Raw genomic sequence first — 14,265 nt, 5'->3', positions numbered from 1 at the left:
AGGCGCACCTATCCCGTGACTGGTGGCCCTTGAGATGAAAATTTGGCCAGCCGTCGCAGGTTCTGCACCGCAGCGGCAGCGTGAATTCATCCGTCGCGCCACTCATGCCACGTAGCCGCAGGCGATCCAATTTCAGGATGCGCTTGAGGTGGGCAAACAACATTTCGACCTTTTTACGTTCGTGGCGAGAGCGCTGATATGCCGGCGTTGCTGCAATGCGCCGAGCCACATCGCGAGCGGCTTCATGGACGCTGCGAGCAATCTTGCGGAACGCAGTGTTCGGGCAGCACTTGGCTTTCATCGGACACGTAGCGCAGTCGGTCTGCCGGGATCGGAAGATGATGGTGTTGGCTTTGGTGACGTGTGAACGCTCATTCTTGAAGGCTCGCCATTCGCTGCGCAATGGATTGCCGGCCGGGCAGCGGTATTCCTCAGCCGCTTCATTCCAGTGGAAATCATTACTCGAAAAACTGTCGTTCTTGCGCTCGGTTTTGTCCCACACCGGCACATGCGGCTCGATGTCTTTTTCCTCCACCATCCAGGCCAGCATCGGCGCTGTACCGTAAGCGGTGTCGCCAATGAGGCGTTCCGGCTTGATGTCGAACTGCGCTTCGACCCGTTCGATCATCGTCTTGGTGCTCTCGACTTCTGCGGTTCGATGAGCCGGTGTGGATTCCACATCCACAATCACACCGTGCTCGGTATCGATCAGATAATTCGTGGAGTAAGCGTAGAAAGCTGGGCCTCCTGGAGCAGCGGTCCAGCGGGCCTGAGGATCAGTCAGCGACAGGCGCTTCGGTAGCGTTTCGGCCAGCGCCTCTTCATCGAGTGCCTCAAGGTACTCACGCACGGCGCGGGTGCTCAGAGATGGATCGCTCCAGTTGACCTGTTCATCTCCCGGTACGCCGCGCTGCCGACTCGCATCTGCTTTGATAATGCTGGCGTCCACGGCAAAGCCTTCGCCCTTGACCAGACCGGCGTCCATGCAGCGACGCAGCACTTCATTGAACAACCAGCGAAACAGATCACTGTCCCGAAAACGGCCGTGTCGATTTTTGGAAAACGTCGAGTGATTGGGTACTTCATCTCCAAGGCTCAACCGGCAGAACCAGCGATACGCCAGGTTCAAATGGGCCTCTTCGCACAACCGCCGTTCGGAGCGGATACCGTAGCAGTAGCCGACGATCAGCATACGGATCATCAGTTCAGGATCAATCGACGGACGTCCAATCGGGCTATAGAAATCGGAGAGGTAATGGCGCAGGTCGCTCAGATCGAGACACCGATCAATGCTGCGCAGAAGGTGATTGGCTGGGATGTGATCTTCAAGGTTGAACGAGTAAAACAGTCGCTCCTGCCCACTCGATAACTGTCCCATCATGCTGTGTGATCCCCTCCGGCCAATGCGGAGATTTTGCCGGAGGCCAGCCAGGGGAGCTACTTTTTCAACAGAATCGGCCGATTTCTGCCTGTCGCGACCGGTTGAAACCGATATCGTCGCGACGATTCAGCCACAAAATTTTCAGCTTTTACGCAATGCGCCTCCTCTTTTGCTGTCTGTAACCCTGACTCCGCAAAAGGAAAGGCTTCATGTCGATACGCCCTCTGCTCTGCCTGCTTGCATTGCCGTTGTTCGCAGGCTGCCAGTTTTTGCCCCATACCAACTACTTTACCGCGCCCGAAAACGAGCCCAACCCTGCCTGGGTACGTATCGTCGACTACACGCAGCACGCCGAAATTTACCAATACGAAAACGGCAAACGTTCGGGCGGCGCCGTTCGCACCGGCCCCCTGCCGTTCACCCACACACAGGACGTGGGCATGCCAAAGGCAGGGCAAGACCTTACATGGGACTATTACGAAACGCAGATCCGACCCGGTATCGAAACGCAAGTGGATCTATTCTGGGAGGGGACACGCACTCGTTCCTGCTATGTCTCGACTAAGTTCACGCCCCAAGCCGGACGCTATTACCAGTTCAGGCTGACATCCGGCTCATCAGGCAACTGTAGGTTATACGCATCACTGATCGAGCGCGACAAGGAAGGAAGCGGTTGGCATCTCACGCCAAACCCGCAGGTGACCTATAACGGCGATGGACCGACGGCCAAAACCCATTACGAGAACAGCCGCTTTGAGAACCCCAATTATCGTCCACCCGCGGATCTCTATCCGGGGATAGACGTTTACTAAACAGGTAAACGACTACAAGGAATCGTTGATTGGCTAGCGCAAAATACTTCCGAATGATCGGTGAGCGAGCCTCAGAGGATCTGTTTGCATGGTCGGCATTTGTCGTGCAAACAGAATTCCTATGGCAAGACACGGCGTCAGTCCAGGACGCTGTCGCTTGGCAGCGTGTTTGGTTCGAGCTGGAAATACTCAACGGGCTTGCATTGGCGCAATGGGAGGATGAGGGAAAGCCTGATAACTGGTCGTGCCGCTGGAACGCCGACTATCGACAAGAAGCGGCGGTCCTGGCGAATGAGTTGTTGGAGCTGCTGTGCGATGCAGTCTGTTCAAAACATGCCGAATAGAAACTCGGCTGCTCAATGAACCTTTGTCTTTGGGGACTTGTCATTACGAAAATGGGTATGACCCGGTATATCCGGCTAGACCTGTCGCAAGGTGAGTATATGGAAGACATAGATGATTTTAGATTTAGATGCCACGAGCTACTAGTTGAGCTTGATGCCGCCAATACCAAAATGATGATGGTGGTCTCGAAGAGAGTTTCAGGGCCTGATTGGGATGAGGAAGTCAAAAAGCATCATGAAGCATACAAGGCCTGGAACTCTTTTCTTCATCCCGTTACCGTCCCTCCAGACGATCAGCATTAGTTCTTATTAAGTGGCCAGAAGGTTCCCGAACAATGGGGCTGGGCACGACCAAGTGTTGTAAATGCTTCTATCGTATCGGGCCGGAATCAGTCTGGGGTATCGCCATTGCCAGCTTTGAGTCGAAAGCGGCTTTTAGTAAATGGCGGCTAATGGCCCAGAGTGTGTAAAAACGCTTCACCAAAATTTAAGTGTCCGCGTCTACGTCAAATCTGAAATTTATCGGTACGTCAGCAGATGTGGATTTTGCGTAGAAGCGCGATTTTCGGTTCGGTTTTGAGTACCTGTCGCGCTCAAAAACGTTTTTCCACAGCCTCGGCCAGAAGCAGCCATTCATAATCCCTTAAGGTATAGGGATGCTAACCTCGCTAGGCCAAACTGAGGCAAGGCACCTGAGAGATTCCGGGGATCAAAAAATGGAAGAAACACTCTCCTCTACATTTATGCGCACCAAAGGGAAGCCCATAAGTTTCAATGGAAAAACTATCGTTGCGATCATGGAGATCAAGATCACAGAGCCCAGAACCGTCTTTTCAGTTCGTCGATTGGGCGCTACGAACGGTCGAGTGCAAGGATTGGCATTAAAGATGATGGGCGGGCAAATCGTCGTCGAAGGCTCTGGCAACGGCTGTCCCGAAATAGTTTTGTGGTCTGATACCAGTCCTGATGCTTTGGAGATAGAAGTGTTTTCTAAAGGTGGAAACGTTCTAAAAATCTGGAACGTCTGGAAGAGCGCTTTTGGCATGAATGCATGGGTTGGCATTGCTGGAATTCACGTCCACGGGACCGATGGCACGATGACGTTGGAATGTAGCGACGGGGTGGGTGATGTCGACTTCTCCGATTATGTGGTTGTTTTGGAAAAACGATAATGCACGGAGTTATGTCGGCTTTGGGTCGACTCCCCCCCATAGTGAACCGCGGAGGTCGTTCAAACCCCTAGCCAAATACACTGTCGCGAAGATCGCACTCAAAAATTTTGGTGCAAGTGTGCAGCCAAGGAAAAGGGAGGATTCATGAGTCTTGATCTGTGCTTGGAAGCTGATAGTACGCTCACAATTTCGACGCTGAGCAAGGCAGTTGCGAATGCCGGTGCTTGGGAAATAGAGGTCGCAGGAAATGGGCTATACGCTGAATTTACCTCGGGACTTAAATTGAGTACCAATGACGTACTCGATGCCCCTACGATTTATGCTGAGAATACAATGGGTATCGACTTCCCTGTCGCTGTGCGTTGCACCATCAGAATTAAAGGGCCCGAACCAGAGGGGGAGTCGGCTATGGAAGATCTGGATAAAATCGCTCGGTCCATATCTCAGTCGTGTTCGGCTTTCTTTCTTATTAGCTTTCAGTTCGAAAAAACCTTGTACTGGCGGGATGCGACAGGGCTGCATCGTCCTTGAGGTAGGTGCCTGCGCGTCCTCTTTCAGACATTTCCGAATGGTGTTTTTTCGGACGAAAACCCCCCTGAATTGAGGAGCTGCTTTTGGCCGATCTCTGACTGTCGCCACCGTCAGCTTTGGGTCGAAAGCAGCCAGATGAAATGGCGAGCTATCGGCCAAAGACTTTATTTCTAAATATTTGCGTTATGGCAAAATGATCTGATTACTTTGATGCTCAAGCCAGTCATAGCTCATTCGAAATTTTGGCTAATTTCTAGCGAGCAACTCTAAGGGTTAAAACAGACTAAGGCGGTTAGACCACTAATACGTGCGGTAAACATGAGCTATCACGTCGCACACAGATACGGTGCCATAAGCCCCATCTCTGGCATACGCCTGTTCCTTCAGCTTCTCGCCGAACTGATAGCTCGCTTGGAAGATGAGGGTCACGGTGATTTTGCGGTGAACCTGTCACGAACCGTTATTTTTGAAAACCTAGTAAAATCGAGATCAGACGACACTTTATAAGAGTGGATATTGAGAATACTTGGATAACAAGTCGCTGTTTGGGTATTGGCGGCTCCAGAGATACGCGACGGGATGAAAGATAAATCAAAGGCGTTCATGCGCCGGACAATTTCCTTCAAGTGCTTGCGTTAACCTTCTTGGCATGAATGGGGGATCTACGCGCAGACGAGCCACATTAAGCCAGGTCGATTGTGCTGCGATCATCCCGTTCAGGCGGTTTGCAGCATTTCTTCATCGCACACCAGCAACGTTTGTTCGAATCTGCTCTTCTTAGCGGCACAGCTTTGTAATGTCGATTTAGCGTGTGCTCGGTTGGTCGTAGGCACACGCGATCATGGGAGTGTGGCATCCTTTATATGGCGAGCGTCACTGGTTGGCGTGGAGGAACTCACCAACTCAGGTTTGCGACCACCTAGCATGGGCAAGTGTTCGTGGTGCATAGTTCGGGCAACCGGTTTATCTGCCAGAATCGCCTTCTTATGAAGTGCCGTTTCCAGCGCTTCCAAATGTCGCGAGAGTATTTTTACCGATCCGTCCAAATTGGCGGGATCGAAAGGGATCTTACCATTTGCGATTAGCACCATTGCCAGGTCCCACGCGCGCTGAGAGTCTTTCATCACGCCACTTCCTTCTCGCGCTTGGCAACTTTTCCGTCCTTTGCCGCCGCGCTTATTGTGGGCGCTGGGAAATATTTATTGAGCACGCCGAGATGATCAATCGCTTCACGGAAAAGCGCTTCGGCTTTGCCGCGAAGGCGCAGATATTCATCAAACATTTCGCTATCGAAATCAGGGTGCTCCAGCAAGTCGAATGCGCTGTTGCTAAGGGCATTGGCCTGGTTGAAAAGCTTTTGATTTTGCTCCATGGCCAACTGCCGGCAGGCCATCATTTTTGTGTGGCTGTTATTGTGTTGCATGGCTTCAATCCTTCATCAGCAGGTCTCTCTATAACGGTCTGACCCGCTTGGAACGCCCTTGTATCAAATTGGTTCTCTCGGAAATATCGATTAATTCAACGATTCAGTTGCGCCAAATTATCGTCTTTTTAGATCGACACTCCGCCTTTTCAAAAAATCTGAACCTCATCGCCGCGCCTTAACCCTAACAAACTACAACCAGTAACCGGGAGGTTCGTCATGCAAGTGACCTATTTTTGGATTGGCCTGATGATTATTCTGCTGTTGCTCGACCTATGGGTCATCAATAGTGTCTGGCGTAGCGATAACAGCACGGGCAGCAAGGCGGGTTGGACAACGGTGGTCGTGATCTTGCCGTTTGTAGGGTTGGCTATTTGGAGTATCGCGGGGCCGCGCGGCGTCACCAAAGGCCCGTCCTCTCCAGAACACAGTAAAGGCTGAATCACAGGGGGCCGTATGAAGGAGCCTGTTCATAGGGATCTGCACAGCCGAAATTACCCCGTCAATGAAGACATGGTCTTGCAACGCAAGGTCTGGCGCTTCGAGCGATTGGGCTGGTACGGCTTGGTTGTGCTGATCGGGCTTACCTTGGCAGGATTGTTCTCCAAAGGGCCGCTGAGCAGCGCAGAGGCACGCAGTGTCGATGGACATCTGCGGGTCGAGTACCAGCGGTTTCTGCGCAATGGCTCTTCCGATGAAGTGATCGTCTACCTTCAAGGCAAACCCCGCGAACCGGTCGAAGTCGAAATCAGTGGGGAATTGTTGCGCGGCTTTGAAATTGAAATGCTTCAACCGCAGCCACTCAAGGCGAGTGCCGCCGGCGAGGGCGTAAGGCTCTGGGTGCTCAGCGACAACGGGGGGCGAGCGATCGTGCACCTGACAGTGCGCAGCGATGGTGTGGGCAGTTTTAAGACGCACGTTTCGCTGCCAACGGGAACCTCATTGGGGTTCTCACAGCTCATCTATCCCTAGGGGGCATCATGGATTCGGTGTTACGGGCGACTGCTATCTATATCGTGTTGATGATCCTGTTCAAGATCGCTGGCCGGCGCTCGCTTGCGGAGCTGACAACCTTCGACCTGGTGCTGTTGATGGTCATCGGCGAAGCGACTCAGCAGGCCTTGCTGGGCGACGATTTTTCGTTGACCAATGCGGTGCTGGTGATCGCCACGTTGATTGCAATAGACATTGGTTTCTCGCTGGCAAAACAGCGTTCACGTTGGTTTTCCCGCCTGCTTGATGGTGGCCCGACGATAGTCGTCGAGCATGGCAATGTGCTCCATGAGCGACTAAAGCGCGCCCGGTTGGATGAAAGCGATATTCTCGAAGCCGCCCGATCCGCTCAAGGCATCGTAGAGATTCATCAGATCAAATTCGCGATCCTTGAGCGCAACGGAAAAATTTCCGTTATTCCTACTGAATAGATCCAACCTAACTTCCTAAGCGACACAGTTTTTCGATGAGATCAATCAAGGAGTCGTGGGCGACCGGTTTGCTCACATGGGTGCTGAAGCCCGACTCAGCCGCCTTTTTCTGGTCGCTGCCGGCACCGTAGCCTGTGAGGGCGATGGCGGGGATCTGACGCAGATGACCTATCGTGCGCAGCTTCTGCATTAGCTCATGGCCATTCATTTTCGGCATGCCAATGTCCGAAATGATCAAGTCGTACTGTGCATCGCGGGCTTTTTCCAGCGCAGTCTGTGGGTCATTAAAGGCGCTAACCTCGGCGCCTTCCATCTCCAGCAATAAATTCAGCACTTCAAGCACCTCGGCAGAGTCATCCACCAGCAACACCTTGACGCCATGGAGGCGTTCATCGTCTTCCTGCTCAGCGTCGGCAGGTGGCAGATGATTCTGGTGTTGGCACAGCGGTAGCCATATCGAGAAGGTGCAGCCAAAGCCGAGCCCCCTGGAATGAACACTGACCGAGCCTTCGTGAGCCTCAACCAACTGGTGTACCAAGGACAAACCTATCCCTAGGCCCTCGCGCTGATGCGTCTGATGCTGGTTTTCCGCCTGCCCGAACAGATCAAAGATCTTCTCCAGGCTGTCATCTGTCAGGCCGATGCCACTGTCGATCACGTCCAACTGGGCGCGCCCCTCTGAGCGGCTCAGCACCAACTGCACCTGACCACCCTCCGGGGTGAATTTCAGGGCGTTGTTGACCAGGTTCCAGATCACTTGCTCAATGCGGGTCGGGTCGACGTCGACGATCAGGGGGCCATGATCCGAAGGCGTTTGCAGCGTCACCTGACGGTGATGGCCGTCGGAGAGCACTACGCCATGGATATCCTGCAGCGTACGAATCAGATCAACCTGTTGTTTTTTCAGCTTCAGCTTGCCCGTGCGCACCCGGGCGACATCCAGCAGGTCGTCAATGATTCGCGCCTGGCTGGACACTGCCTCGCAGATTGTATTCACGGCTTTGATCGCCGGACCCGCCGCCTTGGTAGCAGGCAAGCGACGCAGTAACTCCGCGTTCAGTTGGATCAGGTTCAGTGGATGCTTGAGTTCGTGCGACATAACCGCGAAAAACTCGTCCTTGAGATGGCTCTTCGTCTGAGTTTCCATCAGGCGCTGGCTTTGCTCATCCTGGGTGCGTTTGTGGCCGGTGAGGTCGCGGGCGATTTTGACGTAGCCCTGCAAGCTGTCGCTCTTGAGCTGTGTGACCTCACCGCTACAGTAGAACCGGCTGCCATTCTTGCGCACATGCCAGCGCTCATCTTCACCCCGACCATGCTCGCGCGCCGCGCGCAGCTCGCTCTCAGGTATGCCGGCGGTGCGATCCTCCGGTGAAAAAATCAAGTCGTAATAGGCGCCCAGCACTTCGCCCTTACTGTAGCCGAAGATCAGCTCTGCACCGGTGTTCCACTCGGTGATGGCACCGTGGTCATCAAGGATGATAATTGCAAAGTCGTGGGTACTCTCGGCCACCAGGCGCATGCGCTCTTCCCCTAGGCGCAGTTCCTCCTCGGCCTGGCGTCGCTTGGTGATATCGATGAAGGTCAGCACCGTGCCGTCGATATGATCCTCGCTGGAACGGTAGGGCAACAATCGTGCGATGTACCAGCGGTCGTCCTTACTGCTGATTTCCCGCTCGATGATGCTCAGCGACTCAAACACAGTCGCAGCGTCTTCAGTGATTTCCGGGTAATCCAGGCGGTGCGTGATGTCCATCAACGAGCGTCCGGTGTCCACCGGGAGCATGCTGAAAATATCGGTGGCACGTGGCGTGAACCACCGGATGCGCATATTGCGGTCGACGAATACGGTGGCGATATCGGTGGAGGCGATCAGGTTGGTCAGGTAGTCATTGACCTTGTCGGTCTCTTCTACCTTGGTTTTGAGTTCATAGTTGACGGTCAACAGCTCTTCATTGATCGACTGCAGTTCTTCCTTGCTGGTTTCCAGCTCTTCGGTGGCCGAACGCAACTCTTCATTGACCGCCTGCATTTCTTCGTTGGAGGCCTTGAGCTCCTCGCTTGAGACTTCCGACTGTTCGATGGTGTCCTGTAAGTGCAGCTTGGTGCGTTGCAGCTCCCGCTCCAGGTTGCGCAGGATGGCGTTCTCTGCATGGCTGACAATCGTGGTATCTGCCTGTTGTGGATCGATTTCGCTTTCTTGAAAGATCACCAGCACATAGTCGCTTTCGGTCGCGTCATCGCGATAAGGGCAGGCGGTAATGTCCACCATGAAGGAGCCCTGCTCGCGCTGGACGCGGACTTTGCGGGAGGTCACAGGCATATTCGATTGCTGGACCTGGAAGAGTGTGGTGCGGATGTCGAGGCGCAGGTCGGGATGAACCAGGGCCAACAGATTGTGGGTAACTTCCCCGGCGACATAGCGTAAGAACCGCCCGGCACCTTCGCTTATGTGCAGGATCTCGGCGTGGATATCGACGATTACGCTGGGTGGCGCGGCTTTTTCCAAGGCGCGCAGGTGGATGTCCGCGAACGAAACTTTGCTGGGCGCCTTGATTTCAGTCGCAATCGACGCGGTGCTTGGGCGCAGGTAGCCGCCTCGCGGCATGGTTGGGGCGCGGCGCATAGCGGAGGAGCCGGCACGCACCCGAAAAATGCGGTTTCGTTTGTCCACCGGTACAAACAGGTCCAAGCAGCCGTCGGCCGATTCCGAGGAACCGAGGAACAGATAGCCACCGGGGCGCAGCGCAAAGTGGAACATCTGCAGGATGTCGCGTTGCACTTCGCGGTCCAGGTAGATCAACAGGTTGCGGCACACGATTAGGTCGATCTGGGAGAACGGCGGATCAGCCAGCAGGCTGTGTTTGGCGAACAAGACCTTCTCTCGAATTTCCTTGCGTACCCGGTAGTGCTGGTTTTTCTCTTCGGCGAAGTACTGGCGCAGCCGCGGTGGCGGTACGTCGGTGATGATCGCCTCGGGGTATACGCCGTTGCGGCCGTGGGTGATTGCGCGCTCGTCAATATCAGTGGCAAACACCTGCATCTTGGCACCGCTGGCATCCAGCGCCAGTTGCTCGGCCACCAGCATCGCGAGGCTGTAGGCTTCTTCGCCGGTGGAGCAGCCGGCCGACCAGATGCGCACCTCCTCACGGTGCGGCACGCTGTCTTCGAGCGACTTCACCAAGTTAGGTATCACGTCGCGTTCAAGTGCTTCAAAGGCTTCGCGGTCGCGGAAGAAGTTGGTCACGCCGATCAGCATATCGCCGAGTAACGCCTTGGTTTCGTCTGGGTGTCCTTGGAGGAAGTTGTAATAGGACGCCAGGTCAGGCTGCGCGGTTACTTGCAAGCGACGCTCAATACGGCGCAACACTGTGGCACGCTTGTAGTGCTTGAAGTCGTGCCCGGTACTGGCGCGTAGCTGAATCAGGATGTCCAGCAATAACTGCTCCGCAACGGCGGCATCGCGTTCGGTGGCGGGCGGGGTGGTATTGATTTCGGGATCGCCGGCGGTGGGCAGGATGATCGATTGAGCATTGCACCACAGCTCCAGCAATTTCTGCGGCATTTCCACCACCGGAAGCACGAGATCGGCCATTTGCGTTTCGATGGCAGCCAACGGCATACCATCGAACTCTGCATCTTCCGGGCTTTGTACCAGAGTGATCCCTCCTTGCTCCTTGATCCGAGACAGGCCCACCGCGCCGTCTGAGCCGGTCCCAGACAGAATCAGGCAAAACGCCCGCTCTTTGTGCGTGTCGGCCAGATCGCGAAAAAATAGGTCAATAGCGATATGCGAACCACCTTCGCGCAACGTTGGCGATACTGACAAATAGCCATCATTCATGCTTAGGAGGTGTGCAGGCGAGATGACATACACCCGATTCTTTTCTATGGGCGTGGTGTCATTGACCTGCGACACCGGCATGCGGGTTGACTCCTGGATGATCTGGTCCGCCACACTTTGATGATCGGGGGACAGGTGCAGGATCACTACAAATGCCATGCCGCAGTCTTTGGGCATGTGCTCAAAGAACGCCTTCACCGCCTGCAGCCCGCCCGCCGACGCGCCAATCCCTACCACCGGAAAACTCAGGTCGCTTGGAATCAGATCTTTGCGTTGCGGAACGTTAGGGGACCGCAGGGGGGCAGACTTCATAAATACCGACCTTGTTAGCTTGGTTAACTGCGCACGCGAAGAGCGTGTGGAGGGGCGCGAACTTAAACGAGTGTTATGGCTTGACCGAAAGCTAAATAAATATAGCTGAAAACCTGCGTGCAGCAGAACGCCTCGACGCAATTAGCCAGTTCTACGAAGTACTACGCTGCGGTTGAGGCGCCCATTATTCAGAAGGTTTATTCGGATCGAAGAATGGCGCTCGTGCGCCTGAACGGTTATCTGATTTTTTCAAAATCCGTCTGAACTTACCTTCCCGGCCAACCCTCGCAAAAGTAATCACAGCCAGGAGGGAGACCGATGAACAGTTACCCAAAACCACCTTTCAAGACGCAAGAGCAGCCCGTACCCGGTCAACAGCGCAAGATGGATCCAATGCCCGATTGCGGTGAACAGACCTACAAAGGCTCAGGTCGACTCGCCAACAAAGTAGCCTTGATCACCGGGGCCGACAGCGGCATCGGGCGTGCGGTGGCCATCGCCTTTGCACGCGAAGGCGCGGACGTGGCGGTCTCCTATCTGGATGAGCATGAAGACGCCAAGGAAACCGCGCGGTGGGTCGAGGCGGCGGGTCGTCAATGCCTGTTGCTACCCGGCGACCTGGGCAACGCGGATCAGTGCACGGCGATCGTCGCTGACACCGTGGAGAAGTTCGGACGCATAGATGTGCTGGTCAACAACGCGGCGTTCCAGATGACCTACGACAGTCTGGAAGACATCCCCGACGAGGATTGGCTAAAGACCTTTAACGTCAACGTCACCGCGATGTTTCGCATCTGTAAGGCAGCGCTGCCGCACATGGCCGAAGGCAGTTCGATCATCAACACCAGCTCGGTCAATTCTGATGCGCCCAACCCCACGCTGTTGCCGTATGCGGCGAGCAAAGGCGCGATCGCCAACTTCACTGCGGGCCTGGCGCAGATGCTCGGCAAACGCGGTATTCGCGTCAACAGTGTGGCGCCCGGGCCAATCTGGACGCCATTGATCGTGTCGACGATGACCGAGGACTCCGTCAAGAACTTTGGTGGCAATACACCGCTGGGGCGCCCCGGCCAGCCAGTCGAAGTCTCGCCCATCTACGTACTGCTGGCGTCGGATGAGGGCAGTTATATCTCCGGTGAACGCTACGGCGTAACAGGTGGCAAACCCATTCTTTGAATGAAGCGAGGCATTCGATGACGACGACAGTAGGCGACTTTCTGGTTGAGCGACTCAGCCAATGGGGCGTTACCCGAATCTTTGGTTACCCGGGGGACGGTATCAATGGTGTATTCGGCGCGTTGAGCCGGGCGCAGGGCAAGATCGAATTCATTCAGGCCCGTCATGAGGAAATGGCCGCGTTCATGGCGTCGGCCCACGCCAAATTCACGGGGGAGCTGGGCGTTTGCATAGCCACATCAGGGCCAGGTGCCTCGCACCTGATCACTGGGCTCTATGACGCGCGGATGGACCATATGCCGGTGCTGGCGATTGTCGGGCAGCAGGCGCGGGCGGCGCTTGGGGGGCATTACCAGCAGGAGTTGGATCTGGTGTCGATGTTCAAGGATGTGGCAGGGGCATTCGTGCAGCAGGCTACGGTGCCATCCCAGGTGCGTCACTTGGTGGATCGGGCCGTACGCACGGCAGTCGGTGAACGCCGAGTGACGGCGATCATCCTGCCCAACGATTTGCAGGAGGCGGCCTACGAACCGCCCGCCAGGGCCCACGGCACAGTGCACTCGGGGGTAGGTTATTCAAAACCGAGAGTGGTGCCGTATGAGGCGGATCTACAGCGCGCCGCAGACGTACTGAATGCCGGTGAGAAAGTTGCGATTCTGGTCGGCGCTGGGGCGCTGGCGGCCACCGATGAAGTCATCGCCGTCGCTGAAGCCCTCGGCGCCGGGGTGGCCAAGGCGCTACTCGGCAAGGCTGCAGTCCCTGACGATTTGCCCTGGGTTACCGGCAGCATCGGCCTGTTGGGCACCGAGCCCAGCTACAAGCTCATGACCGAATGCGACACCTTGTTGATGATCGGTTCGGGTTTTCCTTACTCAGAGTTCCTGCCCAAGGAAGGCCAGGCCCGTGGCGTGCAGATTGACCTGCAACCCGACATGTTGAGCCTGCGTTATCCCATGGAGGTGAATCTGGTGGGCGATGCCGCCGAGACCCTGGCTGCGTTGTTGCCGTTGCTCACCCACAAGACTCAGCGTAAATGGCGCAAAAAGGTCGAGGGTTGGTGTGCTAGCTGGGAGAAAACCCTGGAGAAACGCGCCCTGGCAAAAGCCAAACCGATCAACCCGCAACGCGTGGTCTACGAGCTGTCTCCACGCCTGCCCGACCACGCCATCATCACCAGCGATTCCGGGTCCTGTGCCAACTGGTATGCCCGCGACTTGAAGATCCGCCGTGGCATGCAATGTTCCCTGTCCGGTGGCTTGGCGTCCATGGGGGCTGCCGTGCCGTACGCTATCGCCGCCAAGTTTGCGCAGCCGCAGAACACCGTGATCGCGCTGGTGGGCGACGGCGCAATGCAGATGAACAACATGGCCGAACTGATCACCGTGGCCAAATACTGGCGGCAGTGGCAGAGCCCTAACTGGATCTGTGCGGTGTTCAACAATGAAGACCTGAACCAGGTCACTTGGGAGCAGCGCGTGATGGACGGCGACCCCAAGTTTAGGGCTTCGCAATCTATTCCTGACGTGCCGTATCACCTGTTTGCTATTTCGCTGGGGCTGAAGGGGATTTTCGTCGAGCGCGAGGAAGATGTGGCTGCGGCCTGGGAACAGGCGTTGGCCTCGGATGTACCGGTGCTGATCGAGTTCAAGACCGACCCCGACGTGCCGCCACTTCCCCCGCATATCAAACTGGAACAGGCCAAAAAGTTCGCCACCACGTTGCTCAAGGGCGACCCGGATGAAGCCGGGGTGATTGTGCAAACCGCCAAGCAAGTGTTGGCCAGCGTTCTGCCAGGAGGCGCAAAAAAATAACGAACGCCTGCGCACCCGCGCAGCCAAAGCGTTAAGGA

13 protein-coding genes and 1 pseudogene are annotated in these 14,265 nt (G+C 55.5%); 10 read left to right on the top strand and 4 right to left on the bottom strand.

The window, feature by feature from the left end; all coding sequences use genetic code 11:
- Window positions 1-8: 8 nt before the first annotated feature.
- A pseudogene (locus tag AC4PS7_RS09040) lies at window positions 9-1,381 on the bottom strand (transposase).
- A gap of 209 nt (window positions 1,382-1,590) precedes the next feature.
- Here AC4PS7_RS09040 and AC4PS7_RS09035 point away from each other — a divergent pair.
- From AC4PS7_RS09035 to AC4PS7_RS09015, 5 genes are all read left to right on the top strand, one after another.
- The gene (locus AC4PS7_RS09035) at window positions 1,591-2,193 is read left to right on the top strand and encodes a hypothetical protein (RefSeq protein WP_015371108.1); all 603 of its coding nucleotides are present in this window, start codon (window positions 1,591-1,593) and stop codon (window positions 2,191-2,193) included.
- A 29-nt stretch (window positions 2,194-2,222) separates the two neighbouring features.
- Window positions 2,223-2,537 carry a hypothetical protein gene (locus tag AC4PS7_RS09030; RefSeq protein WP_015371109.1) on the top strand — a complete coding sequence of 105 codons (315 nt, stop codon included), beginning with the start codon at window positions 2,223-2,225 and terminating at the stop codon, window positions 2,535-2,537.
- Window positions 2,538-2,636: 99 nt separating this feature from the next.
- Entirely contained in the window at window positions 2,637-2,840 is a 204-nt protein-coding gene (locus AC4PS7_RS09025) for a hypothetical protein (RefSeq protein ID WP_224795823.1), read from the top strand.
- A 413-nt stretch (window positions 2,841-3,253) separates the two neighbouring features.
- The gene (locus AC4PS7_RS09020; protein ID WP_492179329.1) at window positions 3,254-3,709 is read left to right on the top strand and encodes a hypothetical protein; all 456 of its coding nucleotides are present in this window, start codon (window positions 3,254-3,256) and stop codon (window positions 3,707-3,709) included.
- A 144-nt stretch (window positions 3,710-3,853) separates the two neighbouring features.
- The gene (locus tag AC4PS7_RS09015; RefSeq protein ID WP_056858383.1) at window positions 3,854-4,240 is read left to right on the top strand and encodes a hypothetical protein; all 387 of its coding nucleotides are present in this window, start codon (window positions 3,854-3,856) and stop codon (window positions 4,238-4,240) included.
- 839 nt (window positions 4,241-5,079) lie between these two features.
- Here the strand turns inward: AC4PS7_RS09015 and AC4PS7_RS09010 are convergent.
- Both AC4PS7_RS09010 and AC4PS7_RS09005 read right to left on the bottom strand, forming a co-directional pair.
- Complete coding sequence (locus AC4PS7_RS09010; RefSeq protein ID WP_123477339.1) at window positions 5,080-5,364, bottom strand: hypothetical protein; 285 nt, start codon at window positions 5,362-5,364, stop codon at window positions 5,080-5,082.
- Window positions 5,364-5,663: a hypothetical protein gene (locus AC4PS7_RS09005; protein WP_123477341.1), complete on the bottom strand. Its 300-nt coding sequence runs from the start codon at window positions 5,661-5,663 to the stop codon at window positions 5,364-5,366. Before AC4PS7_RS09005 ends, AC4PS7_RS09010 begins: the two co-directional genes overlap by 1 nt.
- 219 nt (window positions 5,664-5,882) lie before the next feature.
- Here AC4PS7_RS09005 and AC4PS7_RS09000 point away from each other — a divergent pair, with 219 nt between their 5' ends.
- The 3 genes from AC4PS7_RS09000 to AC4PS7_RS08990 are packed head-to-tail and all read left to right on the top strand — an operon-like array spanning window position 5,883 to window position 7,087.
- Window positions 5,883-6,104, top strand: coding sequence for a PLDc N-terminal domain-containing protein (locus AC4PS7_RS09000; RefSeq protein ID WP_123477343.1), 222 nt, complete (start codon window positions 5,883-5,885; stop codon window positions 6,102-6,104).
- A gap of 15 nt (window positions 6,105-6,119) precedes the next feature.
- A complete protein-coding gene (locus tag AC4PS7_RS08995; protein ID WP_123477345.1) occupies window positions 6,120-6,635 on the top strand; it encodes a hypothetical protein in 516 nt (171 codons plus the stop codon).
- 8 nt (window positions 6,636-6,643) lie between these two features.
- Entirely contained in the window at window positions 6,644-7,087 is a 444-nt protein-coding gene (locus AC4PS7_RS08990; RefSeq protein WP_123477347.1) for a DUF421 domain-containing protein, read from the top strand.
- Window positions 7,088-7,094: 7 nt separating this feature from the next.
- Here AC4PS7_RS08990 and AC4PS7_RS08985 read toward each other — a convergent pair whose 3' ends face one another.
- Complete coding sequence (locus AC4PS7_RS08985) at window positions 7,095-11,240, bottom strand: CheR family methyltransferase (protein ID WP_123477349.1); 4,146 nt, start codon at window positions 11,238-11,240, stop codon at window positions 7,095-7,097.
- 318 nt (window positions 11,241-11,558) lie between these two features.
- On the opposite strand from AC4PS7_RS08985, the gene AC4PS7_RS08980 reads away from it, so the two are divergent.
- Together AC4PS7_RS08980 and AC4PS7_RS08975 are read left to right on the top strand one after the other, a co-directional pair.
- Complete coding sequence (locus AC4PS7_RS08980; protein ID WP_123477351.1) at window positions 11,559-12,416, top strand: SDR family oxidoreductase; 858 nt, start codon at window positions 11,559-11,561, stop codon at window positions 12,414-12,416.
- 17 nt (window positions 12,417-12,433) lie between these two features.
- Window positions 12,434-14,227, top strand: a complete 1,794-nt coding sequence (locus AC4PS7_RS08975; protein ID WP_123477353.1) for a thiamine pyrophosphate-requiring protein — start codon at window positions 12,434-12,436, stop codon at window positions 14,225-14,227.
- The last annotated feature ends 38 nt before the right edge of the window (window positions 14,228-14,265 follow it).

The organism is Pseudomonas sp. DW-iso3, from assembly GCF_058725305.1.
Note: the sequence above shows the minus strand (reverse complement) of the source record. Positions and strands in the feature narration are given on the sequence as shown.